This is a genomic window from Mesorhizobium sp. B2-6-1 (genome assembly GCF_006440475.1).
In the GTDB taxonomy this organism is placed as follows: domain Bacteria; phylum Pseudomonadota; class Alphaproteobacteria; order Rhizobiales; family Rhizobiaceae; genus Mesorhizobium.
Map to the genome: position 1 here is coordinate 45279 of NZ_VFUH01000016.1, position 22330 is coordinate 67608.

Sequence of the window (22330 nt, forward strand, 5' to 3'; positions counted from 1 at the left end):
ATTCGACCGCCGGATTGCGCACCCGAAAGGTCCGCCGCTATGCGGCAAGCGGCCTTTCATAGACGAGCGCCGGGATAGCGGATTGGGCCGAACCGCAATTGTCGGTGCGGCCGGTCTGGACGAAGCCGTTCGCCTGGTAGACGGCAATTGCGCGCGTGTTCTTCTCTTCCACTTCCAGCCGGATGGCGCGGGCCTCAGGGAAGCTTTCGATGATCTCGTCGAGAAGCATGCCGCCGATGCCCCGGCCCTGCAGGCCGGGCTGCACGTAAAGCTGCTTCAGCATGACCACGCCGCCGCCATCGAGCGCTTCGGCAAATGCCATGCCGCCAATGCGCTGGCCATCGTCGGCGACGAGGAACTCGCTGTTTGGCTTCGCCAGCCGCGCCTTGAGCGAGGCGATCGAATGCCACGCATCGGTGATCTCTGTCACCCGTTCGGCGCCATAGATGGCGTCGTAAGTCGCATGCCAAGTCTCGACCAGCAGCGCCCGGATGGCGGCGAGGTCGCGATCCCCGGCGGTGCGCACGAACATAGCCTACTCGATGCCCAGCTTGGCCTTGACCAGGTCATTGACGGCCTGTGGGTTGGCCTTGCCGCCGGTCGCCTTCATCACCTGGCCGACGAACCAGCCGGCCATGGTCGGCTTGGCGCGCGCCTGCTCGACCTTGTCCGGGTTGGCCGCGATCACCTCGTCCACCGCCTTTTCGATAGCGCCGGTGTCGGTAACCTGTTTCATGCCGCGGCTCTCGACCAGTTGGCGCGGGTCGCCGCCCTCGTTCCAGACGATCTCGAACAGGTCCTTGGCGATCTTGCCGGAGATGGTGCCGTCCTTGATCAGATCGATGATGGCACCGAGCTGATCCGGCGAAACCGGAGCATTTTCAATGTCCTTTCCAGCTTTGTTCAATTGCCCAAGCAGGTCGTTGATAACCCAGTTGGCGGCGAGCTTGCCGTCGCGGCCGGCGGCCACCTTCTCGAAATAGTCGGCGATCGGCTTTTCCGACACCAGGATCGAGGCATCGTAAGTCGAGAGGCCGAGCGAGGAGATCAATCGCGCCTTCTTGTCGTCGGGCAGTTCCGGCAGTTCCTTAGCCAGCGCTTCGACATAGGCCTGGTCGAATTCCAGCGGCAACAGGTCGGGATCTGGAAAATAGCGGTAGTCGTGCGCCTCTTCCTTGGTGCGCATCGAACGGGTTTCGCCCTTAACGGCGTCGAACAGCCGCGTCTCCTGGTCGATCGTGCCGCCATCCTCGATGATAGCGATCTGCCGGCGCGCCTCGAAATCGATCGCCTGGCCGATGAAGCGGATCGAATTGACGTTCTTGATCTCGCAGCGCGTGCCGAATTCGCCGCCCGGCCGGCGCACCGAAACATTGACGTCGGCGCGCATGGAGCCTTCGTCCATGTTGCCGTCGCAGGTGCCGAGATAGCGAACGATGGTGCGCAGCTTGGTAACATAGGCCTTGGCTTCGTCGGCCGAACGCATGTCCGGTTTCGACACGATTTCCATCAGCGCCACGCCGGAGCGGTTGAGATCGACATAGGACATGGTCGGATGCTGGTCGTGCATCGATTTGCCGGCATCCTGCTCCAGATGCAGGCGCTCGATGCCGACCTCGATGTCCTCGAACTCGCCCTGGCGGTCGGGCCCTACGGAGACGATCACCGTGCCCTCGCCGACGATCGGCTGCTTGAACTGCGAAATCTGGTAGCCCTGCGGCAGGTCCGGGTAGAAGTAGTTCTTCCGGTCGAAGACGGACTTGTGGTTGATCTGCGCCTTTAGCCCGAGGCCGGTCCGGATCGCCTGCTTGACGCATTCCTCGTTGATGACGGGCAGCATGCCGGGCATTGCGGCATCGACCAGGCTGACATTGGCGTTGGGGGCGGCACCGAACGACGTCGAAGCGCCGGAAAACAGTTTTGCTTCCGATGTCACCTGCGCATGGACCTCGAGCCCGATGATGATTTCCCAGTCGCCGGTGGCGCCGGGGATCAGGCGTTTCGCGTCGGGCGTGCGGGTATCGATGATGCTCATGGTGGCCTGCGTAGTAGAACGATGGAAACGTGCGTTTTGCACATCCTGATTTGCAACTTCGCTAGTGCAAACCGCCTCCCGAGACAAGCGTAAAGCCGCCCGCTGGCCTTTTCCGCCGCTTTCGCCTATAGGCCATCCATCCCAATGGAGAGTGGATGTCCACTTACGCTCAGTCCCGGTAAGGCCCTGACCTCATAGCGAGGCAGGGCAGAAAACCTGAAACCCCGCGCCGCGAAGCTTCGCGGCGGCGGCTTTTGTTGTTTTCCCGGAAACTCTCCCATGGATATTTCGCGTATTGAACAACGCGTTCTGCACCTGCTCGCGCAGGGCGGACGCATTGAGATCGAAAAAAGTGAGAAGAAACGGATCGCCTCCGTCAAATGCCTGACCCGCGACGGCTGGCACTACCCCGACGTCGATCTCGACCTGTTTCGGAAGCTGAAGCGCAAGAAGGCGGTTTCGTCGTCGGGCGGCGGCCCCTACCGCATCACGCGGCGCGGGCTCCAACTCGTCCGCTCCGAACTCGACAACAGGTAACTATCGCCCGCCGGCCGTTTGCGCGGCCGGCGGTTGCTTGCCGCTCAGGCGGTAGCAATATAGGCGCGGATTTCCTCAGCCTCGCGCTCGACATCCTCGATACGACGCTTGACCACGTCGCCGATCGAAACGATGCCGTCGAGCATGCCGTCCTTTTCCACCGGAAGATGGCGGAAGCGGCCCCGGGTCATGATCTCCATCACCTCGTTGACGGTGTGATTCTCGTTGCAGATCTTCACTTTCGGCGTCATCGCGGAACGAACGGCTATGTCGAGCGCGGCAGCGCCTTCCCTGGCGACGACGCGCACGATGTCGCGCTCGGACAGGATGCCGACGATCTTGCGGTCTCCATTGGTGATGACCAACGCCCCGATCCTGTGTTCGGCAAGGATGCGGATGGCTTCGCTCAGTTTTTCGTTCGGCCCGAGCGTCAACACGTCGTGGCCTTTTTGCTCGAGAATGGCCTTAACCGTCATGGCGTCCTCCTCTACTTTGCCAACCGGTTCCTGCCCTGACCGGCTTTCACGTAAGAGTGAACATCGTGCGCCGCGATCGGTTGCATTTCAAGTGCGGTGGTCGGTCGTCTCCCAATCGAGCGGCTGCCAACGCCTGTCGAACCAGCGCAAGCCGAAGAAGCCGGCGACAAAGCCGCCAATATGAGCCTCCCAGGCGATCTGGCTGTCGACGCCGGGGGCGAAGCCGACAAGGCCGGTGACAAGATTGATCATCATCCAAACGGCAAGGAAGATCATCACGCCACGCGAGCGCAGCACCATTGCGATCGGCAGCACGGGGCCGGCGAAAGCGGCTTTGCCCGCCGAACGATCCGTACGGAAGCCAAAGCGTGCCGCCGCTCCCATCATGCCCGATATCGCACCGGAAGCCCCGACCAGCGGCGCTTCGCCATATGGATGCATGGCCCAGAAAAGCGCCACTGAAGCCAGTCCCGTCGCGGCGAAGAACAACGCGAACCAGAACGCTCCGAGCCGATTGGCCAACGGCGAGCCAAAGGCAGCGAGCCAGACCATATTGATGGCGATATGCGCAAATCCACCATGCATGAAGGCATAGGTGAAGGGCCGCGTGAACAGGAACCAGTCGAAGCCGTATTGGCCGGTGTAGAGGACAGGGATGAAGGCCCCATCGTAAAGCAGTGTCATTTGCTGAGCATCACTCAGCACGTATTGCTGCAACAGGTAGATGGCCACGCAAATGGCGATCACCGCCAGCACGATCGGCGGCAGGTTGAAGATCGGCTCGCGACGCGGCTCGGGCTCGCGATCCGCCTGTTCTATTTCCGGTGGGCTTACAGGTTCACTCATGCGCACTAGCACTCGGTCCAGGATTCGTTGTTGCGAGCATCTAGACCACTGCCCGCCGGACCACAAAGGGCGAATCGCCGAGCGCGAATCAAAAGTGCCGAATCAAAAGAAAGCCGTCCAAGGTTTCCCTTGAACGGCTGTCGAGTCCCCTGTTCCCCCGAACTCTTGACTGAAGTGCTGCCGATCGTCGCGAAACGACCGCTTCTGGAGTGGTTTTTGTGTGCCACGCGGCTCGACCGGGCGCAACGTAAACCACTTGTTAACCTTAACGGCCCCGACCCGTGAACAAGTGTTAACGACGCTGGCACGCTTCCTGCTCCGCAACGCATGTAGGTCATCGGAGGGCGCCCTTCTGTTCACCGATGGGACATCAGACGACAGAATGCGCGGAGCTGCTTAGCATGAACCAGAACGGATCGATCACGCTGTTCCAGTATTGGAACCGCTTGCGTGATGGACGCCCAGCCCCGAAGCGCTCGGAAGTGGAGCCGGCCGATATCAAGTCGCTGCTGGCCGACACCTTCATCCTGGAAAGGGACACGCGTGGGCAAGCGGTGTTCCGGCTGGCCGGCACAAGGCTCTGCGCCTCCTATGGCCGCGAACTCAAGGGGTTCTCCTTTCCCTCGCTGTGGCGCGAGAAGGACCAGCGGCTGGTCTCGAAGCTGATCCATGGCGTGTTCGACCAGAAATCCGTCGTGCTGATCATGTTCGAGGGCTTCAGCCGCAACGGCCGTTCCAACAAGTTCGAACTGCTTGCCTTGCCGCTGGATGGCGGCGTCGAAAACCCGCGTTGCCTTGGCGTGATCAGCGCTGTGGAGAAGCCGTTCTGGCTGGGCGCCGACCCGCTCACGGACGCGTTGATCGATTCGATCCGTGTCATCGATCCCGAAAAAGAGTTGCTGGCGAGCCGGCCGGCGATCGATGTCCCCTCGCTTGTTCCCGCCGAACTGGAGGCGCCCGAAACCATCTCCGCGCTCGGCCGAGCGCGCCGCATCCGCCACCTCGTCGTCTTCGATGGCGGGCGCGAGGAATAGTTGACGATCCTACAGCCCCGCCTGCCCGTTTTTCCCCTTTGTTAACCCGCTTTGCTGTAGTTCTGGGATGAAGTCCCTGGCATCGGCGCGCGGGGATGCCAAACGGGGTGTAGGCAGTCATGAGGTCAGCGGCGGTCGACTACGCGCCGTCCCAAGCTGAGAGACGTAACTTTCAGCGCGTCCGGGTCAAGATATACGGGCGCTTCATGCTGGAAGACCGCACCGAACATCCTTGCCAGGTCGTCGATATGTCGCCGGGTAACGTCGCGTTTCGCACGGACCGCATCGGCATGCCCGGTGAAAAGGTCATCGCCTATGTCGACCATATCGGCCGCATAGAAGGCGTCGTCACCCGCACCTTGCAGGACGGTTTCGCAATGACGGTGATTGCGTCGGACCGCAAGAAGGACAAGCTCGCCGCGCAATTGACGTGGCTCGCCAACAAGCACGAGCTCGATCTGCCGGAAGACCGCCGCCACGAGCGCGTCGCCCCCCGCAACCCGACCAGCATCCTGCAGCTCACCGACGGCCGTCAGTACCAGTGCCGCATCATCGACCTGTCGCTCTCCGGCGCCGCGATCGAGATCGACGTCAAGCCGGCGATCGGCGTCCAGGTCATGCTCGGCACCATGCGCGGACAGATCGTGCGTCATTTCGAGGATGGCGTCGCCATCGAATTCGCCGTCATCCAGCGGCCTGAGACGCTCGATTCGGAATTCAACACGCCGCGCGCCTGAAGGCCGAACAGCGTTAAGATCAAAACCGGCCTTCGCGGCCGGTTTTTTTGTATTTCACGACAACGATTGACCACTCAAAAGTTTCAAATTTGATACCTATTCTAGGGACGTTTTACTCAATATCTACTGCGCGCTTTTGCGTCGAATAAATCCACCTGTGGCAATGTCTCCCTCGAACGGGGAGACAAAAACAATGAAGAAAACGAGAGGCAAGCTGTTGCTGATGGCAATGGCGATGCAGCTTTCCGCTTGGGGATCAGCATATGCCGCGGGACCGGCCTATATGCACACCGGCGGCCGCACCACACAGCCTGTCGGACACTATGAATTCTGCCAGCGCATACCGGGCGAATGCAGCGAGCGGACACCCAAGGGGGCGCCGGTCGAACTGACCCGCAAGCTGTGGGCGACGATCCTCAGCATCAACAATTCGGTCAATACCCGCGTCAAGCCGCGCACCGACATGGAAAACAACGGCGTCGAGGAATATTGGGCCTATCCCGACAATGGCTATGGCGATTGCGAGGACTACGCGCTGGAAAAGCGCCGCGAGCTGATGGACGCCGGCGTTCCGGCCGGCAACCTGTTGATGACGGTCGCGCGTCAGCCGAACGGTGACGGCCACGCGGTGCTGACCGTGCGCACCAGCCTCGGCGAATTCATCCTCGACAATCTGGAAACCAAGGTCCTGTCCTGGACGGACACCGACTACACCTACCTCAAGCGACAGTCGGATACCAATTCCGGCGTCTGGGTGACGATCAACGACGGCCGCGCCGACGCGGTCGCCAGCGTCCGCTGAAGGCGTCGATCCATGGCGATCAACGCGCAGCGTTAGGGGACCGGCACGCGTGAACCAGAGACCAGGCGCTACGCATCAAGGCGATGCGCCTAAGGAGAAACCCGGTCGAGTCCCCACCCTCCCCGTCCCAACGACCGGGTCTAAGGAGCCGGCCCCGTCCCCGGGCCGGCTCCGCCATTTCTGGCCTAGACCTTCTTCAACCCCGCCTTGAAGCGCTTGCCGTTGGCGACATAGTGCGCGGCCGAGGCTCGCAGCCTCGCGATCGCCGTCTCGTCCAGCACCCTGATCGCCTTGGCCGGCGAGCCGACGATCAGCGAATTGTCCGGGAATTCCTTGCCTTCGGTGACCAGCGCGCCGGCGCCGACCAGCGAATTCTTGCCGATCCTGGCGCCGTTGAGCACGATTGCGCCCATGCCGATCAGGCTGTTATCGCCGATGGTGCAGCCATGCAGCATGGCGCGGTGGCCGATCGTGCAGCCTTCGCCAATGGTCAGCGGGAAGCCGGGATCGGTGTGCATGACCGTGTGCTCCTGCACGTTGGTGTCGGCGCCGATCACGACAGGTTCATTGTCGCCGCGGATGACGACGCCGAACCAGAAGCCGGCATTGCGGCCGATGCTGATGTCGCCGATCAGCGTCGCATCGGGCGCGATCCAGTTTGAGCCCGCATCCGCGAAGTTCGGTTCGGTGCCATCGATCGCATAAAGCGGCATTTCTGGTCTCCGATTCGTCTCAAGCCTGGAAGTCGAACGACCCTAGGTTGACACCTCCCAACACGCAACGGCCACAAGAACGATGCCGAGCGCCAGCGTCCAGGCGACCGCCGTGCAGCCACAGGAAATCAGCGCCACCGACGAAATGCGACCCTCGCGGCGGGCGTCCAAGGCATCGTTGACCAGCATGAACGGCCCGGCGCACGCCGTGGCGGCGAGCGAACGCAGTACGTGCGCGGAGGACACATAAGGCTCGGTGAACGCGACCTTGCGCCCGGCAACCAACTCCATCGCCGATCCGACCAGCCCGCAAGCCGTCAACCCGACAAGAAAAGCGAACGCAGTTAGCTCAACCGGGCCCATCTTTACCTTCCGTTTACCATGAAATCGCACAGTCGCTGGAAGGACTGCAAGAGCCGTGCCGTGCGATGCGTGCCGTCACGGGACAGGAATCCGGGGACAGAGATGAAGCAGGCAGCGATCGCCGACGACCCCCAATTCACCGTGGTCGATTCCACGCTGATGAAGCGGGTGTTCTACGCCTTCGCAGCACTCGCCCTGCTGTCGGTCGCAATCAGCCTGGGCGGCAAATGGTTCGGCCATTCGATCGCCATGGCCGGCTACACGGATGATGCGACGATGCGCAAGGTGGTGGTCGGCAACAATGTCATCGCCGTGCCTGCCAATTTTATCCGTTTCGAACAGGCGCGGCGCGACGGCATCGCCTCGCGGCTCGACCTCTATCTGCGCTATCCCCAGATGGATGGCTACAGCGAGGCCGCCCGCGGCGATTTCAACCACACGGGGCCAGCCAAAAGCATCGTCTTCCTGTCCTTCGAACAGCAGATGATGTCTCGCGACATGAGCGGACGTTTTGGGCCGATCTACAGCGCGCTGATCGTGCAGCCCGGCACGGCAGGTCCGGGCGGCACGACGATTTACGGTTTCAACGCGAAATCAGGTTACCTCAACGAGGTGCTCGTTGTCGGCAACCGGCCCGGCAAGGACCCATTCGTGGCCCGCTGCCTGAGCGGGCCGGCAGCAGAACAATCGCTGGCGCCTTGCGAGCGCGACATCCATGTCGGCGAGGATCTCAGCCTCACCTATCGCTTCCCGAAGGAATTTCTGGGGGGTTGGCAGGCGCTTGACGCGGCAATCACCGCCGAGGCCGGGCGTGCCCTAAAGGCCGGACGTTGACGGGAAAGGCCGGTCGCGTTTGCGTCCGGCATCGCCATGGGATGCAAGGATCAGCCCAGATCGATGTCGAGGATCGCCATCGAGAAATTGTAGTCGCCGTCATCCTCGTCCTTGAAGACGATGCCGAGGAATTCGTCGCCGACATAGACTTCGGCCGAATCCTCCTTGCGCGGCCGTGCCTTGACCTCGAGCTTGGGGTTCTGGAAGACGCGCTTGAAATAGGCGTCCAGCTTTCTGATTTCGTCAGGCTTCAACAGTCTTCTCCAATCGTCGGGCTTGCTCGTTTGAACGGCGCTTCTGACACGTCGACGATGGCCATGTAAAGGCAAGCTCGCCGTATTGCACGGCAATCGAAGCCGCCGGCGCGAGCAGTGCGAAACTCCGCGACGCCCCTCAGTAAAACTAGATGTCGAAGCTGACGACCTGGTCCATCGTCTGCGACGGCAGAAGCTGGTCCATCTGGCGCGACGGCTGGTCGCAGCCGGTCTCGCCGACGACGCGAGCCGGCACGCCTGCGACCGTCTTGTTATGCGGCACCGGCGACAGCACCACCGAACCGGCGGCGATCTTAGAGCAATGGCCGATTTCGATGTTGCCGAGAATCTTGGCGCCGGCACCGATCAAGACGCCACGACGAATTTTGGGGTGGCGATCTCCGCCGGCCTTGCCGGTGCCGCCGAGCGTGACACCGTGCAGGATCGACACGTCGTCCTCGACGACCGCTGTCTCGCCGACGACCAGACCGGTGGCGTGGTCGATGAAGATGCCCTTGCCGATGCGGGCCGCCGGATTGATATCGGTCTGGAAGACCGAGGACGAACGGCTTTGCAGATAGAGCGCGAAATCCTTGCGCCCCTGGTTCCACAGCCAATGCGCCAGCCTGTGGGTCTGGATGGCGTGAAATCCCTTGAAGTAGAGAACCGGCATGATGAAGCGGTCGCAGGCCGGATCGCGGTCGTAATAGGCCTGGATATCGACACGCACGGTGGTCGGCCAATCCTTGTCGTCGGCCAGCATCGATTTGAAGGTCTGGCGGATGAGATCGGAGCCAATGTCCTGGTGCGCCAACCGCTCGGCCAGCCGGTGGATGACCGCCTCCTCCAGGCTCTCCTGGTTGAGGATGGTCGAATAGAGGAAGGCGGCGAGCAGCGGGTCGCGATTGACCGCGTCCATCGCTTCGTCCCGGATCGAGCGCCAGATCGGATCGACCGGCTGCAACGCGCTGTGTCGGGAAATGCTGATGCTGTTCATCGACGTCGTCCTGCCGCCTTGCCTAATATCGGGCCGCACATATAAGCCAGATCATAGCACGATTGAACTCAATTTTCCTTAGTGCTCTGTCAAATGGATTTGGTTCGCGGGAATTCAAGCCGGCATGGAAAATGAACTCTTGCTCGACAATGCCCTCAAACGCGAGCTTTCCGCCCTCTATGAGGGACGGGATCGCCACTACCACAACCTTGCCCATATCGAGGCGATGCTGGCGCTCGCCGGCGAGTACCGGAAGCTGCTCGGCGATCCCGAGGCCGTCGAGGCGGCGATCTGGTTCCACGACGCCGTCTATGACAGCCGGGCCAAGGACAATGAGGCGCAAAGCGCAGCGCTCGCGGAAAAGAAGCTCGCGGGCCGCATCGACGCCCAGCGCCTCGGCCGCATCTGCGCCATGATCCTTGCCACCGCAACACACCAGTTGCCGGGCTTCGAAGACACGGCCGCGGTGCGTGACGCCGCTCTTTTCCTGGACATGGACCTGTCGATCCTCGGCGCAGCGCCGGATGCATTCGATGCCTATGAGCGCGCGATCCGCGCCGAATATCAATGGGTGGAGGAGCCGATATGGCGGGCCGGACGTGGCGCGGTGCTGAACAGCTTCCTGACACGCCCGCACATCTTCCACAGCGAGGAATTCCGCCGGCGCTTCGAGCAGCAGGCCAGGCTGAATGTCACCCGGTCGCTCGAAGCGCTGCAAAAACCGGCGTGATATCGGGCTTGTGCCTTTCGGTTTATCGGGCTCTTACGCCGGGTCAAAGCGGATTTTCGGCGTAGAATTCCAGCACACGCCGCTTGAAGGTCTTGTCGCCGACGGCCAGCATATGGTCACGGCCTTCGATGTGGAAAGCCTTGGCGTTGGGCATCAGTGCGGCAAGTTCGTCGGGCGAGCCGCCAATGTCATCGGTGGTGCCGACGGCGATCAGCGTCGGCTGGGCGATCCGGGCAATTTCATCCTCGCTCAGCAACTCGCGGGAGGTGGCGATGCAGGCCGCGAGCGCCCGGCGGTCGCTGCGAGTCTGGTCGGCGAAGGCGCGAAACGAACGGCCGCGGGGATGAGTGGTCTTGGCCGGATCGTCGGCAAGAAGGGCTGCCGCGATCGGATCCCAATCGCCGACGCCGTCGATCATGCCGATGCCGAGACCGCCGAAGACCAGCGTCGCCACCTTGTCGGGATCCGACAGCGCCAGGAATGCCGCTATCCTCGCGCCCATCGAATAGCCCATGACATGGGCGCGCCCGATGCCGAGATGATCGAGCAAAGCAGCCGCGTCCGAGGCCATCCGGGCCGGGGTGTAATCTGCCTCTTCGTAGCTTTTCGATGACGAGCCGTGGCCGCGATTGTCCAGCGCAATGGCGCGGTAGCCGTCATCGTTCAGCGTCTTGAACCAGCCGGGCGAAACCCAGTTGACGTAATGGCTGGAGGCAAAGCCATGGATCATCAGCACAGGATCGCCCCGGCCCGATTCCGGCTGGCGGTCGAGGAAGGCGATATCGAACCCGTCATGGGAAAAAAACTGCATCGGCTATACTGCCCGCGTCCTCAACCGCCACCGCCGTTCGGCGCATCGCCATTGTCCGATGGCGGCACCTCGGGGCCTGATATGGTGCCAACGGCCGGATGGCGCACCAGGTCGCCATAATCGATACCGTTCCTGGCGGCGGTGCCCGCCTTGAGCTCAAGCACGAAGCGCACCGGCACGCCGGGCGAAATCAGCGCCTGGGATTGCGGCTCGCCGTGCTTGACCGCCCGGATCTTGCCATCCTGGCCGATAAAAACCAGGTCAAGCGGCATCGGCGTGTTCTGCATCCAGAAGTTGACCTGCTGCTGCATGTCGAAGACGAACAACATGCCGTGATCGTCCGCCATGTCCTGGCGATACATCAAGCCGGCCTCGCGTTCAGCATCGGTGTCGGCGATTTCGATGGAAAAGGAGCGATCTCCGCCTTTCGTCGCCACGACCAGCGGCGTCGGGTCCACCGGCAGGGTCATCACCCGGCTGTCGGCCGCCGTCGGTGCAGGCAAATAGAAATAGGCGCCCGCGGCGACGATGACGGCAGCCAGGACGCACATTGCGCCCGCCGTCAGCCAGTTCCTATGTGTCATGCGAAAATCCTCGGCAACCGCCCTAATGCGCGACCGGCAAGGTTCCCATATCGGGGTGGATTTCGGCAGCCATAAGGCCTTTGTCGCCGCGCCCGAAGCGGACAAGCACGACCTGCCCCGGCCGAAGCTCGGTGATGCCGTAGCGACGCAAGGTTTCCATATGGACGAAGATGTCCTCGGTGCCCTCGCCCCGGGTCAGGAAACCAAACCCCTTGGTGCGGTTGAACCACTTCACCAAGGCACGTTCCAGCCCGCTTTCGGGTGTCACCGAGACATGGGTGCGCTGTTCCTGCATTTCCGCGGGATGGACCGCTGTGGTGACATCCATCGAGAGAACCCGGAAAGCCTGCAATCCACGCTCGCCCTGCTTGACGAGGCAGACAACGCGCGCTCCCTCCAGAGCAGTCTGGAAACCATCCCGTCTAAGGCATGTCACATGGAGGAGGATGTCGCCTGAAACGCCGTCATCCGGGAGGATGAAGCCATAGCCCTTGGCTACATCGAACCACTTGATGGCGCCGGATATTTCGGTCAGATCGACGGCATCGCCGCCTTCGTCGCGCTTCATGGCGTCGCCAAGGGTTTCGGACCGCCCCGTCAAAGAGGCTTTTTCCCCCATAAGAATGCCCCCTTTTTTCAAGAACACCGCAACTGATTCTTGACACCAGATTAACACTGCGGCTTCCGGTGAGTGCAAGACCTGACGTGCCTTTTTTCACGGTTCATTATGCGAATACCGGATTTGTTCTTTGGCGGCGCCGGCAGCCGCCTGGGATTTGCCCTTTGGACGGCCCACCCCTATGTTGCGCCGCAACCCAACAAATCGAGGAAATCACATGCGCTATCTGCACACCATGGTTCGCGTCGCCGACATCGATGCTTCGCTCGATTTCTACTGCAACAAGCTCGGCCTGAAGGAAGTGCGCCGCTACGAGAACGAGCAGGGCCGCTATACGCTGATCTTCCTGGCCGCGCCGGAAGACGAGCAAAGCGGCATCGACGAGAAAGCACCGCTGGTCGAGCTCACCTACAATTGGGACCCGGAAGACTACAAGGGCGGCCGCAATTTCGGCCACCTCGCCTATGAAGTCGACGACATATACGCCACCTGCCAGCGGCTGATGGACAGCGGTGTCACCATCAACCGGCCGCCGCGCGACGGCAACATGGCTTTCGTCAAGTCGCCGGACGGAATCTCGATCGAACTTCTGCAGAAAGGTCCGGCGAAGGCAAAGGCCGAACCGTGGGCGTCGATGCCGAACACTGGAAGCTGGTGATCGATCACCTTTTCGAGCAGTCGGCAGCCGGCCTATGGCGGCGGGCGAGCTTGCGCCTATCTATGCGGCGATAGCGCCCGCCTCGAAAGCGGGCACCGTTTCGTGCGTTTCACCCTCGGAGATCCCTTCATGACGATCAGCCATGCCGATGTCACCACCGCACATGCAAGCCGTTATCTGCAGCAATTGTGCAAACATTGGGCGCACAAATTCCCCGTGGAATTCGATCCCAATCATGGCGCCATCGACCTTTCGCTCGGCCGCACCATCATGGATGCCGATGGAGCTGCGCTGCACATCACCGTATCGAGCGACGACCCCGGCTCTATCGAACGCCTCGAAAGCGTCGTCGCCGACCACATCAAACGCTTTGCGTTTCGCGAGGAGCTGACGTTCGACTGGAAACGCGCCGAGGCGGCGTAGGCTCTTGTCTGCGCATTACGGCAGGCATTAATCAGCCGCCGCCGGGCTTGCCGGCCATCTCCAGCAGCGCCAGCACCGAGCGCCAGTTGCGCGCAGTGCCCGGTACCTTCAGTACGCGTGGAATGAGATTGGCAAACACCGATTTGCCCAGTCCGTCGGGTGCATGCAGGTAAAGCACGTCGCCCTTGATCTCGAACCGCTCCGGACCCGTACATCTTTCGGCCAGCCGTGCCGCCTCCTCGGCGGTAGGCGCGCGCTCCAGCGCATACGCGTGCAGCTTTGTCGGCTCCTCGGCAATCTCCGGATAGGGATTTTCCCTGACCAGCCGTTCGACCCAGCCGAGATCGCGCACCATGATGCGCGAATGAAAACCCCATTTCTCCTCGAAAGCCGCTTCGATCTGTTTGGTCAGCGTGGCGGCGTCACCTTCCTTGGCCCGGAACACCGCATTGCCGCTCTGCACGTAGGTAGCGACATCGCAAAACCCGAGATCCTCCAAGAACGCCCGCAACTCGGCCATCCTGACGATGCGGTTGCCGCCGACATTAATGCCTGAAAACAGGGCGATGAAGACGTTTCCGCTCATATGATGAACCCGGCCAATGTCTCGTTGTCGGTGATATCCTGATACTGGACGCCTTCGGCCTCGAAATTCGCTTTCAGCAGATCGAAATTGCGGCGATCCTTGGTTTCGATGCCGATCAGAACCGAGCCGAAATTGCGTGCCGACTTCTTCAGATATTCGAACCGGGCGATGTCGTCGTCCGGCCCCAGCATTTCAAGGAAGTCGCGCAGCGCGCCCGGCCGCTGCGGAAAGCGGATGATGAAGTATTTCTTCAGGCCCTCGAAGCGCAGTGCCCGTTCCTTGACGTCCGGCAGCCGTTCGAAATCGAAATTGCCGCCCGAAACCACCGCCACGATGGTCTTGCCGCGGATTTCCTTCCTGGAAAAATCCTTCAGCGCATCGATAGCCAGCGCGCCTGCCGGCTCCAGCACCACGCCCTCGACATTGAGCATCTCGATCATGGTCGCGCAGAGCCGGTTTTCCGGGATCAACCGCACCGTGTCGGTGGCGAAGTCCTTGAGGTGACGCAGGGGCTCACGGCCGATCTCGGCGACCGCCGCGCCGTCGACGAAATTATCGACCTTGGCGAGTTTGAGCCGTTTTCCCGCCGCAAGGCTCTCGCGCAGGCTTGGCGCCCCTGCCGGTTCGCAAAAGACGAAGCGCGCCTCACGCCCCTGATCGGCGAAGTAGTGCGTCACCCCTGCGGCCAGACCTCCGCCGCCGACCGGCAGCATGACGATGTCGGGCATGCCCGCGCCGGGCATCTGGTGGGCGATCTCATAGGCGACCGTCGCCTGTCCCTCAATGATGTCCTTGTGGTCGAAGGGCGGCACCATATGAGCGCCGGCGCTTTCGGTGAATTCGATGGCGGCGCGATAGCAATCGTCGAAGAAATCGCCGACGAGCCTGATCTCGACGAAGTCGCCGCCGAACAGCCGCGTCTTGTCTATCTTCTGCTGCGGCGTCGTCACCGGCATGAATACAACGCCCTTTTTGCCGAAATGGCGGCAGACGAATGCAAAACCCTGCGCATGGTTGCCTGCGGAAGCGCAGACGAACAGTTCGGCCTGGTTGCCCTCGCCCAGTGCCTTGCGGAAGAAGTTGAAGGCGCCGCGGATCTTGTAGGAGCGCACCGGGCTCAGGTCCTCGCGCTTCAAAAGCACCCGCGCGCCGGTCTTCTTCGACAGATAGTCGTTCTCCTGCAGCGGCGTTTCCGGAAAGATCCGGCGGATCGCGGAAGCAGCGGTGGCAACACGGGAAGAGAAGCTGGTCATCGGAAAGCCACCTTGAACGCATGTCGTTTGGGAACGTCTATCATCGATTGGCCGCGGAACGACCGTTTGTCGCGAGCCTTGCCGCCGAGCAACCCGATTCCGTCTATTGCACAGGCGACCCCGTGAAACCATTGCCCCGTCACTCATGTTCCCAAGCGGTCGGCATTTAGTGACGCATTTGGCGTTAGTTGGAGGCGATTGTTAATGTAATTCTTGAAATTCATGCGGGTGCCAAGCCCCGAAAGGGCCCGCCCTGATGCCAGTCTGGCTTTCGTGCAACACTGCGGCGGCGGTCGCGAGACGCCGACCGCTTTTCGGCTGGGCACGACTTACTTCCGCCGCACTTGCGCTGTCGGGGAGACTTCGCGGAGGCGATTGGCCTTTCGGGCCGGAGTGGAATTTCAGACGTGCCGTTGAAGACGATTTTTGCCATTGGCCTAGCCTTGCTTGTCGCGGGTTGCGCGGGACAGCAGACTCAAGAGCTGCTCGGCAGCGCCATCGTGGCAGCGCCGGTGACCGAGATCGCCGGCAATCACAGCATCTTCATCGCCACCACGCGCAAGAAATCCGACGATCCGAACAAGGTCTTCGACGGCGAGCGATCGGCCACGCTGAACTACGCCCGCGTCAACGTCACCGTGCCCGGCATCCACCAGACCGGGCAGATCGAACGCCGCTCGCGCGGCAAATCGAACGATCCGGCCAAGTACTTCATGGCCTCCGAGGTCGTCGGCTACGACACCCAGCCGAAATTCGCCAGTGCGCTGAGTGCTGACATCGCGGCGCGCGGCGACCGCGTCATGGTCTTCGTCCATGGCTACAACACCGGCTTCGACGACGCCGTCTACCGCCTGACCCAGATCGTCCACGATTCCGGCTATCCCGGCACACCCGTGCTGTTTTCCTGGGCATCCGGCGCCAAGACCACCGACTATGTCTACGACAAGGAAAGCGCCAGCGCCGCGCGCGACCAACTCGAGGTGACGTTGCGTATGCTGGCGCAGACCGGGGCGCGGCGCATCGATATCGTCGCCCATTCGATGGGAACCTGGGTGACCATGGAGACGCTGCGCCAGCTCGCCATCACCGGCGACCGTGATCTCGGCGGCAAGCTCGGCGACGTCGTGCTCGCATCGCCCGACATCGATGTCGACGTGTTCAAGAGCCAGATGCGCCGCTATGGCAAACCCAACAAGCCGTTCATCCTGTTGTTGTCCGATGATGACCGCGCGCTCCGGCTCTCCGGTCTGATTGCCGGCGCGCGGCCGCGCGTCGGCGACTACAAGGACGCCGCCGACCTTGCATCCTACGGCGTAACGGTCGTCGACCTCTCCAAGATCAAGGGAGCGGACAGTTTCAACCATACGAAATTCGCCGACAATCCCGCGCTGGTGAAGATGATCGGCCAACGGCTGCGCGAAGACGATGGATTTGCCAGCGATCGCGACGTGACCGACCGCATTAGTCTGCTCGGGCAATAGATGCATCGCCGCGGGTTCGCGTGGCCCGCTCGGCCTTGCGGACGGTGTCGACCAACTTTGAACTGGACCGCGCCGGCCTCTGGCCTTATCGGAATATCCAACGACGTCACGCGTTTGACGTCCTCCTTTGCGGGAGCCGGCGTGTGACGGTGCATTCGAAGAGTTTCGTCGTCATTGCGTTCGCGCTGCTGGTCGCAGGCTGCGCCGGCCGAAACACGCACGATCTGCTGAACAGGACGACGGTTGCCGTACCCGCGTCCGACATCGCGGCCACCCACGAGATATTCGTCGCCACCACCCGCCAGAAGGCGACCAAGGACCCGCGGCAGGTGTTCGACGGCGATCGCTCCTTGACCACCAGCTTCGCCCGGGTCGACGTCACCGTGCCGAAAAGCCACAAGGTCGGCATGATCGAGCGTGTCCGGGGGCCTGCCAACAGCAATCCAGCCAAGGATTTCACCGCCAAGGATGTCGCGTTCTATGCGGATGCGCCGCAATTCGCCAAGGCGGTCGGTGCCGACATCGCCATGCGCGGCGACCGTGCGCTGGTTTTCGTGCACGGGTTCAACAATGGTTTCGACGACGGCATCTACCGGCTGACGCAGATCGCGCACGACACGAAATATCCGGGCACGCCGGTGCTGTTCTCCTGGGCCTCGAGCGGCAAGACGACGGGCTACATCTATGACAAGGAGAGCGCCAACGCGGCGCGTGACGACCTCGAGGCAACGCTCAGGATGCTGGCCAAGACGCGGGCCAAGAGTATCGACATCGTTGCCCATTCGATGGGAACATGGGTGACCATGGAGGCGCTGCGCCAGCTTGCCATCACCGGCGACCGCGATCTCGACGGCAAGCTCGGTTATGTCGTCCTGGCCTCGCCCGACATCGACGTCGACGTGTTCAAGAAACAGATGATCCGCTACGGCAAGCCGGACAAACCGTTCGCCATCCTGCTTTCAGCGGACGACCGGGCGCTCAAACTGTCTTCCCTGATCTCGGGCGACAAGCCCCGCGTCGGCGACTATGGCGACGCGGCCGATCTGGCCAGCTATGGCGTGTCTGTGGTCGATCTCAGCCAGACCAAGGGTGGCGACCGGCTGAACCACGCCAAATTCGCCGACAATCCGATCCTGGTTCAGTTGCTCGGCGACCGGCTGCGGGCCCCGGCCGGCCTGGCGTCGGACGAACCTCCAGTGCAGCTCAACAATCTCGGCCAAGGCCTCGGCAAGGCCGTCGGCTCGGTTGCCGAGATCGTCATCACCACGCCGTTCAAGGTGCTGACGATCGCCACCGGCGGATGAGCGAAGCGACCGCAACTGCTCTTATACGAAGAGGTCGACCTTCTGGAAGGTCGTCACGTCGATCAGGCCGACATCGGAAATCCTGAGCTCCGGAATGACGACCAGCGCCAGCAGCGAGTGCTGCATGTAGGCGTTGTTCAGCGAGCAGCCCATCTGGCGCATGGCCTCGGTCAGTTTGTCGGCCTTGGCTGCGACGATTTCGGCCCGCTCGTCCGACATCAGCCCGGCGATCGGCATTTCGACCAGTGCCAGTTCCTTACCCTTGGAAAACAGCACGACGCCGCCACCGACCTCGCCCAGTCGGTTGACCGCCAGCGCCATATCCCGCTTGTTGGTGCCGACGACGATGATGTGGTGGGCATCATGCGCCACGCTCGACGCCATCGCGCAATCGCCGATGTAACCGAAGCCGGAGACAAAGGCATTGGTGACGCCGCCGGTACCCCTGTGGCGCTCGACCAGCGCGATCTGGCAGACGTCGTTGCGGCGATCCATGGCGACCAGCCCGTCCTCGACGGCGAGATCCGCTTCCAGCGCCCGCGTCGGTGCCTGATTTTCGATGACCCCGATGACCCGGACCCGGACTTCGTTCGCGCCGTTGGGTGCCGTGATGTCGAAATCGTGGGCCTTCAGCTTCTTGCCGAGCTTGACGGTGTTCTTCGCCGCCTTGGGATAGTCGTAGACCGGAATGTCGATGTCGAGCTTGCCGGCCTTGGCCAGCCTGACGCCACGCGCATAGACCTCGTCGATGGTCATTTCGGCGAGATCCGAGACGATTAAAAGGTCAGCCAGCCGCCCCGGCGCGATCGATCCGATCTCGCGCTCCAGCCGGAAATGCTGAGCGGTGTTGAGCGTCGCCATCTGGATCGCGGTCACCGGTTTCAAGCCCTGGCTGATCGCGTGGCGGACCACGCGGTCCATATGCCCCTGGTGAACCAAGGTGCCGGAATGGCTGTCGTCGGTGCACAGGATGAAATTGCGCGGATCGATGCCGCCCTCGGTAACCGCCTTGATCTGCGAGGCGACGTCGTACCAGGCCGAGCCCAGCCGAAGCATCGCCTTCATACCCTGGCGCACGCGGGCGATGGCATCTTCGGCGCGCGTGCCCTCATGGTCGTCCTCCGGGCCGCCGGCGACATAGCCATGGAACGGCAAGCCGAGATCGCGCGAGGCATAGTGCCCGCCGACGGTCTTGCCGGCTTTCACGGTCGCGGCGATCTCGCCCGACATCACAGGATCGTTGGCGGCTACGCCAGGGAAATTCATCACCTCGCCCAGCCCGATGATATTTTCCCAGCCCATCGCCTCGGCGACGTCGGCGACCGTCAGTTCGGCGCCGGCATGTTCGAGCCCGGGGGCCGAGGGCACGCAGGACGGCATCTGGACATGCACGTTGATCGGCATGGCGACGGCCTCGTCATGCATCAGCCGCACGCCGGGCAGGCCGAGCACATTGGCGATCTCGTGCGGATCGATAAACATCGAAGTCGTGCCGTGCGGGATCACCGCGCGGCAGAATTCGGTCACCGTCACCATGCCGCTCTCGACATGCATGTGCGCGTCGCAAAGACCGGGCACCAGATAGCGCCCGCCGGCATCGACCACCTTGGTGCCCTGCCCGATGGCATGGCCGGCATTCGGGCCGCAATAGGCGAAGCGGCCGCCGGCAATGGCGATGTCGGTGCCGGCTACGATCTCGCCGGAGTGGACATTGACCCAGCGCCCGTTGCGGATGACGAGATCCGCGGGTTTCCTGCCCATGGCGACATCGACCAGATGTGTCGCCATTTCAGTCCATGGTCTGGGTTTGCTGCCCGACGGCGTGTTCGCCATGAAGCGACTCCTGTTTGCCCGACTGTGCCAAGCCGCCACGGTTTTGACCAGCCTCACACTTTCTCCCGATTGTTCCAAGACCGACGGAGAGCGTAAATCGGCCGCACAGAAATGCGATTCCGTTTTGCCGCAAATCGGGTTACCGTGCCTGCCAGGATCTTCCAGCTCTTCGTTCGGGCAGTTCGATGCGTCGCCTAATGCTTGCAAGTGTCGGTTTTCTTGCCGCTCTGGCCGCACCGGCTTTCGCAGCCGAACCTGTGGCCGATGTGCCGATGACCGCGCCCGGTTTCGACTGGACCGGCCACTATGCCGGCCTGCAAGGCGGTTATGGCTGGGGCAGTTCCGACATCTCGGGAACCGAGGGCGAGCCGTTTGCCGCCTCGCCAGACCTCGACGGCGGTTTCGTCGGTGGCCATGTCGCCGGTCTGTGGCAATTCGACCAGGCTGTGCTCGGCGCCGAAGCAGAGCTTAACTATTCCTCGGCAAAGGGCGCCGAAGAACTGGGTGCGGGAAATCTGCTCGGCACGGATGTCAAGTGGTTCGGTTCCATCAATGCCAAGGCCGGCTATGCGATGGATCGGTTCCTGATCTACGGCATCGGCGGCGTCGCCTTTGCCGGCATCGAAACCTCGCAAGATGCCGGTACCTCGTTCGACAACACGCGAACCAGCATAGGCTGGACGGTTGGCGCCGGCATCGACTATGCGCTGACCGACAGGTTCGTCGTCGGGGCGCAGTATCGTTACTATGATTTCAGCAAGGAGCATTTCGATGCGCCGGACGATTTTCTCGATCGCGACCAGAATGTGAAGCTGAATACGGTCGGCATCAATCTGAGCTACAAGTTCTGAGCCCCATCGCCGCGCCCGGTCACCGGGCGGGATCATGCTCGATCTCGCATGGTCCGCGACGGCAATTCTACGGCAATTCCAAGGACTGAGGGGCCGGCGTCCCCAGTGGGCGGGGGGATGGGTTGGGCCTGGTAGACGCCGGCCTCGACGGATCAGATCCGCCGCGCAGACACCGTATCATTGCCTGCGGCGCGCGGAATTGCGTGATCGCACCAGTATCACCATGCCCGCTTGTCTGAACGTCACCGGCGCAGCACTTGATGCCGCGTGCCGTTTATGATCCTGCCCTCGCACGCAGGCGCGCGTCCGCCATCGCAGTACCCGCGCCCGATCGCGCAGTGAACACTCAAAGAATTGCATCGAGAAAAGAGCCATCGAACCCGCAAGTGCGGACGAAGGTCCAAGAACATCAGCAAGACCTTGGTCCGAATACCTACAGCAGAGGTCCGATCAGCTCTCCTGCAAGGAACGTACTCGCATTCCTTTCATTTGTTGAACGGGTGCAGCAATGGTCCTTCATGTGCCCACGAGAGCAGGGTTGCCATCATTGCACCCTCAACCCCCTGCTCAGTTCGCAGGCAGAAAGCTCAAATCGAGATCTCGTGCGGCTTGAGCTGTCGTGAAACTACCCCGAGGGATCTGGAATGGAGAAACACTTATGAAAGCGATTTTTCTGACAAGTGCCATGGCGCTCGTTTTCGTTGCAATGCCGGTTGTCGCTTCGGCGGCAGAAGCCGACGTCGTCATCAAAACCCATCGCCATCATCACCGTCACGTGGCAGTGATCAACGATCAGGGCCATCGCCTCCATCATCGGCGCCATGGCACGGTGGCTTTCTATGACCAAGGTCGCCGGCATCATCGCCGCGACACCGTCGTCATAACGGGCTCAACTGAACGCCGTCACCACCGGCGTCACCCAGTGGTGATCTACGACAGCAACGACTAATATTGTGCAATCCGGCCCGGCTGATCGCCAACCCTGCCGGGCCGTGCCCGCGAGCGGCGGACCGACAACAAGGGAAGGAAGCCAGGCGGGTCTTCCCTGTTGAAAATGAGTGCTTAATCGCAGCCCGGGTATGAGAGGCCGGTCGTGCTCTCCAGCTTGAGCTTCTGGTCCCTCAAGAGGGCGCCAGTAAAAAATAAACGCCGGCGACCAGTGTCGATGTCAAACAAATCGCCATTGCCACGACCACCTTGGTCGCGAACCGCTCGGCTCTCGCGCAAAGCGCGTCAGCAAAATCGTCGCTCTGGATACTTTTCAAGAGCGGCTTGGTGTCGACGCCAGCCATGTGATTGTCGTTGTCGGGGATTGTGACACGGTCACGGCCATCAGTTTTGATGGAACCAGGGGTCATGCTTTGCCTCACGAAGCGTCGGATTGACATCAGCCACCGTTCGACGGCGCTGCCGGATTCGCCGATGCGGACGGCACTTTGGCTTTGGGAGCGTCAATCTTGACGCCAAATATTTTTTCCGCCTGCCAGAACAATGGCCACGGCAGCGCTGCCGCCAGAATTTACCACAGCGGGGCCGGCTGCCATGATCGGCCTCCAGTTGAAGATCATT

At 61.9% G+C, this 22330-nt stretch carries 27 protein-coding genes; 12 read left to right on the forward strand and 15 right to left on the reverse strand.

All coding sequences use genetic code 11. The annotated features are described in order from the left end of the window. Positions 1–37 precede the first annotated feature (37 nt). A complete protein-coding gene (locus tag FJ443_RS26185) occupies positions 38–532 on the reverse strand; it encodes a GNAT family N-acetyltransferase (RefSeq protein WP_140666316.1) in 495 nt (164 codons plus the stop codon). Between the two features lie 3 nt (positions 533–535). Beyond that, positions 536–2035, reverse strand: a complete 1500-nt coding sequence (gene gatB, locus FJ443_RS26190) for an Asp-tRNA(Asn)/Glu-tRNA(Gln) amidotransferase subunit GatB (protein WP_140493678.1) — start codon at positions 2033–2035, stop codon at positions 536–538. Positions 2036–2314: 279 nt separating this feature from the next. On the opposite strand from gatB, the gene FJ443_RS26200 reads away from it, so the two are divergent. Continuing rightward, positions 2315–2572, forward strand: a complete 258-nt coding sequence (locus FJ443_RS26200) for a YjhX family toxin (protein ID WP_140561018.1) — start codon at positions 2315–2317, stop codon at positions 2570–2572. Positions 2573–2616: 44 nt separating this feature from the next. Here the strand turns inward: FJ443_RS26200 and FJ443_RS26205 are convergent, their stop codons facing one another. Together FJ443_RS26205 and FJ443_RS26210 are read right to left on the reverse strand one after the other, a co-directional pair. Further along, positions 2617–3048 carry a CBS domain-containing protein gene (locus FJ443_RS26205; protein ID WP_140493682.1) on the reverse strand — a complete coding sequence of 144 codons (432 nt, stop codon included), beginning with the start codon at positions 3046–3048 and terminating at the stop codon, positions 2617–2619. 87 nt (positions 3049–3135) lie between these two features. Beyond that, positions 3136–3894 carry a rhomboid family intramembrane serine protease gene (locus tag FJ443_RS26210; protein WP_140522115.1) on the reverse strand — a complete coding sequence of 253 codons (759 nt, stop codon included), beginning with the start codon at positions 3892–3894 and terminating at the stop codon, positions 3136–3138. A 401-nt stretch (positions 3895–4295) separates the two neighbouring features. On the opposite strand from FJ443_RS26210, the gene FJ443_RS26215 reads away from it, so the two are divergent. From FJ443_RS26215 to FJ443_RS26225, 3 genes are all read left to right on the forward strand, one after another. Beyond that, the gene (locus FJ443_RS26215; protein WP_140493687.1) at positions 4296–4928 is read left to right on the forward strand and encodes a PAS domain-containing protein; all 633 of its coding nucleotides are present in this window, start codon (positions 4296–4298) and stop codon (positions 4926–4928) included. Positions 4929–5047: 119 nt separating this feature from the next. Continuing rightward, positions 5048–5665, forward strand: a complete 618-nt coding sequence (locus tag FJ443_RS26220; RefSeq protein ID WP_140493689.1) for a PilZ domain-containing protein — start codon at positions 5048–5050, stop codon at positions 5663–5665. Between the two features lie 193 nt (positions 5666–5858). After that, on the forward strand, positions 5859–6467 hold the full coding sequence (locus FJ443_RS26225; RefSeq protein ID WP_140517647.1) for a transglutaminase-like cysteine peptidase: 609 nt from the start codon (positions 5859–5861) through the stop codon (positions 6465–6467). Between the two features lie 185 nt (positions 6468–6652). Here the strand turns inward: FJ443_RS26225 and FJ443_RS26230 are convergent, their stop codons facing one another. Continuing rightward, complete coding sequence (locus FJ443_RS26230) at positions 6653–7180, reverse strand: gamma carbonic anhydrase family protein (RefSeq protein WP_140517648.1); 528 nt, start codon at positions 7178–7180, stop codon at positions 6653–6655. Between the two features lie 42 nt (positions 7181–7222). Beyond that, the gene (locus tag FJ443_RS26235) at positions 7223–7543 is read right to left on the reverse strand and encodes a hypothetical protein (protein ID WP_140522113.1); all 321 of its coding nucleotides are present in this window, start codon (positions 7541–7543) and stop codon (positions 7223–7225) included. A 102-nt stretch (positions 7544–7645) separates the two neighbouring features. Between FJ443_RS26235 and FJ443_RS26240 the strand changes: the two genes are divergently transcribed. Further along, positions 7646–8377 (forward strand): hypothetical protein, encoded by a 732-nt coding sequence (locus FJ443_RS26240; protein WP_140522111.1) that lies wholly within the window; start codon positions 7646–7648, stop codon positions 8375–8377. A 50-nt stretch (positions 8378–8427) separates the two neighbouring features. On the opposite strand, the gene FJ443_RS26245 is transcribed toward FJ443_RS26240, so the two are convergent. Both FJ443_RS26245 and cysE read right to left on the reverse strand, forming a co-directional pair. Next, a complete protein-coding gene (locus FJ443_RS26245; protein WP_019857879.1) occupies positions 8428–8631 on the reverse strand; it encodes a DUF3126 family protein in 204 nt (67 codons plus the stop codon). A gap of 148 nt (positions 8632–8779) precedes the next feature. Then, positions 8780–9628 carry a serine O-acetyltransferase gene (gene cysE, locus FJ443_RS26250; RefSeq protein ID WP_140522109.1) on the reverse strand — a complete coding sequence of 283 codons (849 nt, stop codon included), beginning with the start codon at positions 9626–9628 and terminating at the stop codon, positions 8780–8782. Between the two features lie 124 nt (positions 9629–9752). Between cysE and FJ443_RS26255 the strand changes: the two genes are divergently transcribed. Beyond that, the gene (locus tag FJ443_RS26255) at positions 9753–10358 is read left to right on the forward strand and encodes a hypothetical protein (protein ID WP_140522107.1); all 606 of its coding nucleotides are present in this window, start codon (positions 9753–9755) and stop codon (positions 10356–10358) included. A 43-nt stretch (positions 10359–10401) separates the two neighbouring features. Here FJ443_RS26255 and FJ443_RS26260 read toward each other — a convergent pair whose 3' ends face one another. From FJ443_RS26260 to FJ443_RS26270, 3 genes are read right to left on the reverse strand one after another with little or no spacing between them, the layout of a single operon-like run. Next, positions 10402–11169: an alpha/beta hydrolase gene (locus tag FJ443_RS26260; protein WP_140558495.1), complete on the reverse strand. Its 768-nt coding sequence runs from the start codon at positions 11167–11169 to the stop codon at positions 10402–10404. A gap of 20 nt (positions 11170–11189) precedes the next feature. Continuing rightward, positions 11190–11753, reverse strand: a complete 564-nt coding sequence (locus FJ443_RS26265; protein WP_140522103.1) for a DUF192 domain-containing protein — start codon at positions 11751–11753, stop codon at positions 11190–11192. Between the two features lie 22 nt (positions 11754–11775). After that, the gene (locus FJ443_RS26270; protein ID WP_181165163.1) at positions 11776–12321 is read right to left on the reverse strand and encodes a cold-shock protein; all 546 of its coding nucleotides are present in this window, start codon (positions 12319–12321) and stop codon (positions 11776–11778) included. A gap of 268 nt (positions 12322–12589) precedes the next feature. On the opposite strand from FJ443_RS26270, the gene gloA reads away from it, so the two are divergent. Further along, entirely contained in the window at positions 12590–13030 is a 441-nt protein-coding gene (gene gloA, locus FJ443_RS26275) for a lactoylglutathione lyase (protein ID WP_140522101.1), read from the forward strand. Between the two features lie 129 nt (positions 13031–13159). Further along, on the forward strand, positions 13160–13453 hold the full coding sequence (locus tag FJ443_RS26280) for a DUF2218 domain-containing protein (protein WP_140522099.1): 294 nt from the start codon (positions 13160–13162) through the stop codon (positions 13451–13453). A 31-nt stretch (positions 13454–13484) separates the two neighbouring features. Here the strand turns inward: FJ443_RS26280 and FJ443_RS26285 are convergent, their stop codons facing one another. Beyond that, positions 13485–14039: a DUF1697 domain-containing protein gene (locus FJ443_RS26285; RefSeq protein WP_140522097.1), complete on the reverse strand. Its 555-nt coding sequence runs from the start codon at positions 14037–14039 to the stop codon at positions 13485–13487. Further along, positions 14036–15292, reverse strand: a complete 1257-nt coding sequence (gene ilvA / locus FJ443_RS26290) for a threonine ammonia-lyase IlvA (protein WP_140666318.1) — start codon at positions 15290–15292, stop codon at positions 14036–14038. Before ilvA ends, FJ443_RS26285 begins: the two co-directional genes overlap by 4 nt. A gap of 407 nt (positions 15293–15699) precedes the next feature. Between ilvA and FJ443_RS26295 the strand changes: the two genes are divergently transcribed. Together FJ443_RS26295 and FJ443_RS26300 are read left to right on the forward strand one after the other, a co-directional pair. Next, positions 15700–16773, forward strand: a complete 1074-nt coding sequence (locus FJ443_RS26295) for an alpha/beta hydrolase (RefSeq protein WP_140637954.1) — start codon at positions 15700–15702, stop codon at positions 16771–16773. A gap of 143 nt (positions 16774–16916) precedes the next feature. Beyond that, entirely contained in the window at positions 16917–18077 is a 1161-nt protein-coding gene (locus FJ443_RS26300; protein ID WP_140666320.1) for an alpha/beta hydrolase, read from the forward strand. A gap of 21 nt (positions 18078–18098) precedes the next feature. On the opposite strand, the gene ade is transcribed toward FJ443_RS26300, so the two are convergent. Continuing rightward, the gene (gene ade / locus FJ443_RS26305) at positions 18099–19910 is read right to left on the reverse strand and encodes an adenine deaminase (protein ID WP_140493720.1); all 1812 of its coding nucleotides are present in this window, start codon (positions 19908–19910) and stop codon (positions 18099–18101) included. 185 nt (positions 19911–20095) lie between these two features. Between ade and FJ443_RS26310 the strand changes: the two genes are divergently transcribed. Together FJ443_RS26310 and FJ443_RS26315 are read left to right on the forward strand one after the other, a co-directional pair. Beyond that, the gene (locus tag FJ443_RS26310) at positions 20096–20761 is read left to right on the forward strand and encodes an outer membrane protein (RefSeq protein WP_140561012.1); all 666 of its coding nucleotides are present in this window, start codon (positions 20096–20098) and stop codon (positions 20759–20761) included. 658 nt (positions 20762–21419) lie between these two features. Then, positions 21420–21710 carry a hypothetical protein gene (locus FJ443_RS26315; RefSeq protein ID WP_140558505.1) on the forward strand — a complete coding sequence of 97 codons (291 nt, stop codon included), beginning with the start codon at positions 21420–21422 and terminating at the stop codon, positions 21708–21710. Positions 21711–21882: 172 nt separating this feature from the next. Here FJ443_RS26315 and FJ443_RS26320 read toward each other — a convergent pair whose 3' ends face one another. Next, positions 21883–22119: a hypothetical protein gene (locus FJ443_RS26320; protein WP_140517659.1), complete on the reverse strand. Its 237-nt coding sequence runs from the start codon at positions 22117–22119 to the stop codon at positions 21883–21885. Positions 22120–22330 lie beyond the last annotated feature (211 nt).

What these genes read in the sequence shown, in the direction of transcription:
- FJ443_RS26185 (WP_140666316.1), bottom strand. Translation starts at nt 532, where the DNA reads ATGTTCGTGCGCACCGCCGGGGATCGCGACCTCGCCGCCATCCGGGCG.
- gatB (WP_140493678.1), bottom strand. Translation starts at nt 2,035, where the DNA reads ATGAGCATCATCGATACCCGCACGCCCGACGCGAAACGCCTGATCCCC.
- FJ443_RS26200 (WP_140561018.1), top strand. Translation starts at nt 2,315, where the DNA reads ATGGATATTTCGCGTATTGAACAACGCGTTCTGCACCTGCTCGCGCAG.
- FJ443_RS26205 (WP_140493682.1), bottom strand. Translation starts at nt 3,048, where the DNA reads ATGACGGTTAAGGCCATTCTCGAGCAAAAAGGCCACGACGTGTTGACG.
- FJ443_RS26210 (WP_140522115.1), bottom strand. Translation starts at nt 3,894, where the DNA reads ATGAGTGAACCTGTAAGCCCACCGGAAATAGAACAGGCGGATCGCGAG.
- FJ443_RS26215 (WP_140493687.1), top strand. Translation starts at nt 4,296, where the DNA reads ATGAACCAGAACGGATCGATCACGCTGTTCCAGTATTGGAACCGCTTG.
- FJ443_RS26220 (WP_140493689.1), top strand. Translation starts at nt 5,048, where the DNA reads ATGAGGTCAGCGGCGGTCGACTACGCGCCGTCCCAAGCTGAGAGACGT.
- FJ443_RS26225 (WP_140517647.1), top strand. Translation starts at nt 5,859, where the DNA reads ATGAAGAAAACGAGAGGCAAGCTGTTGCTGATGGCAATGGCGATGCAG.
- FJ443_RS26230 (WP_140517648.1), bottom strand. Translation starts at nt 7,180, where the DNA reads ATGCCGCTTTATGCGATCGATGGCACCGAACCGAACTTCGCGGATGCG.
- FJ443_RS26235 (WP_140522113.1), bottom strand. Translation starts at nt 7,543, where the DNA reads ATGGGCCCGGTTGAGCTAACTGCGTTCGCTTTTCTTGTCGGGTTGACG.
- FJ443_RS26240 (WP_140522111.1), top strand. Translation starts at nt 7,646, where the DNA reads ATGAAGCAGGCAGCGATCGCCGACGACCCCCAATTCACCGTGGTCGAT.
- cysE (WP_140522109.1), bottom strand. Translation starts at nt 9,628, where the DNA reads ATGAACAGCATCAGCATTTCCCGACACAGCGCGTTGCAGCCGGTCGAT.
- FJ443_RS26255 (WP_140522107.1), top strand. Translation starts at nt 9,753, where the DNA reads ATGGAAAATGAACTCTTGCTCGACAATGCCCTCAAACGCGAGCTTTCC.
- FJ443_RS26260 (WP_140558495.1), bottom strand. Translation starts at nt 11,169, where the DNA reads ATGCAGTTTTTTTCCCATGACGGGTTCGATATCGCCTTCCTCGACCGC.
- FJ443_RS26265 (WP_140522103.1), bottom strand. Translation starts at nt 11,753, where the DNA reads ATGACACATAGGAACTGGCTGACGGCGGGCGCAATGTGCGTCCTGGCT.
- FJ443_RS26270 (WP_181165163.1), bottom strand. Translation starts at nt 12,321, where the DNA reads ATGAAGCGCGACGAAGGCGGCGATGCCGTCGATCTGACCGAAATATCC.
- gloA (WP_140522101.1), top strand. Translation starts at nt 12,590, where the DNA reads ATGCGCTATCTGCACACCATGGTTCGCGTCGCCGACATCGATGCTTCG.
- FJ443_RS26280 (WP_140522099.1), top strand. Translation starts at nt 13,160, where the DNA reads ATGACGATCAGCCATGCCGATGTCACCACCGCACATGCAAGCCGTTAT.
- FJ443_RS26285 (WP_140522097.1), bottom strand. Translation starts at nt 14,039, where the DNA reads ATGAGCGGAAACGTCTTCATCGCCCTGTTTTCAGGCATTAATGTCGGC.
- ilvA (WP_140666318.1), bottom strand. Translation starts at nt 15,292, where the DNA reads ATGACCAGCTTCTCTTCCCGTGTTGCCACCGCTGCTTCCGCGATCCGC.
- ade (WP_140493720.1), bottom strand. Translation starts at nt 19,910, where the DNA reads ATGGCGAACACGCCGTCGGGCAGCAAACCCAGACCATGGACTGAAATG.
- FJ443_RS26310 (WP_140561012.1), top strand. Translation starts at nt 20,096, where the DNA reads ATGCGTCGCCTAATGCTTGCAAGTGTCGGTTTTCTTGCCGCTCTGGCC.
- FJ443_RS26315 (WP_140558505.1), top strand. Translation starts at nt 21,420, where the DNA reads ATGAAAGCGATTTTTCTGACAAGTGCCATGGCGCTCGTTTTCGTTGCA.
- FJ443_RS26320 (WP_140517659.1), bottom strand. Translation starts at nt 22,119, where the DNA reads ATGACCCCTGGTTCCATCAAAACTGATGGCCGTGACCGTGTCACAATC.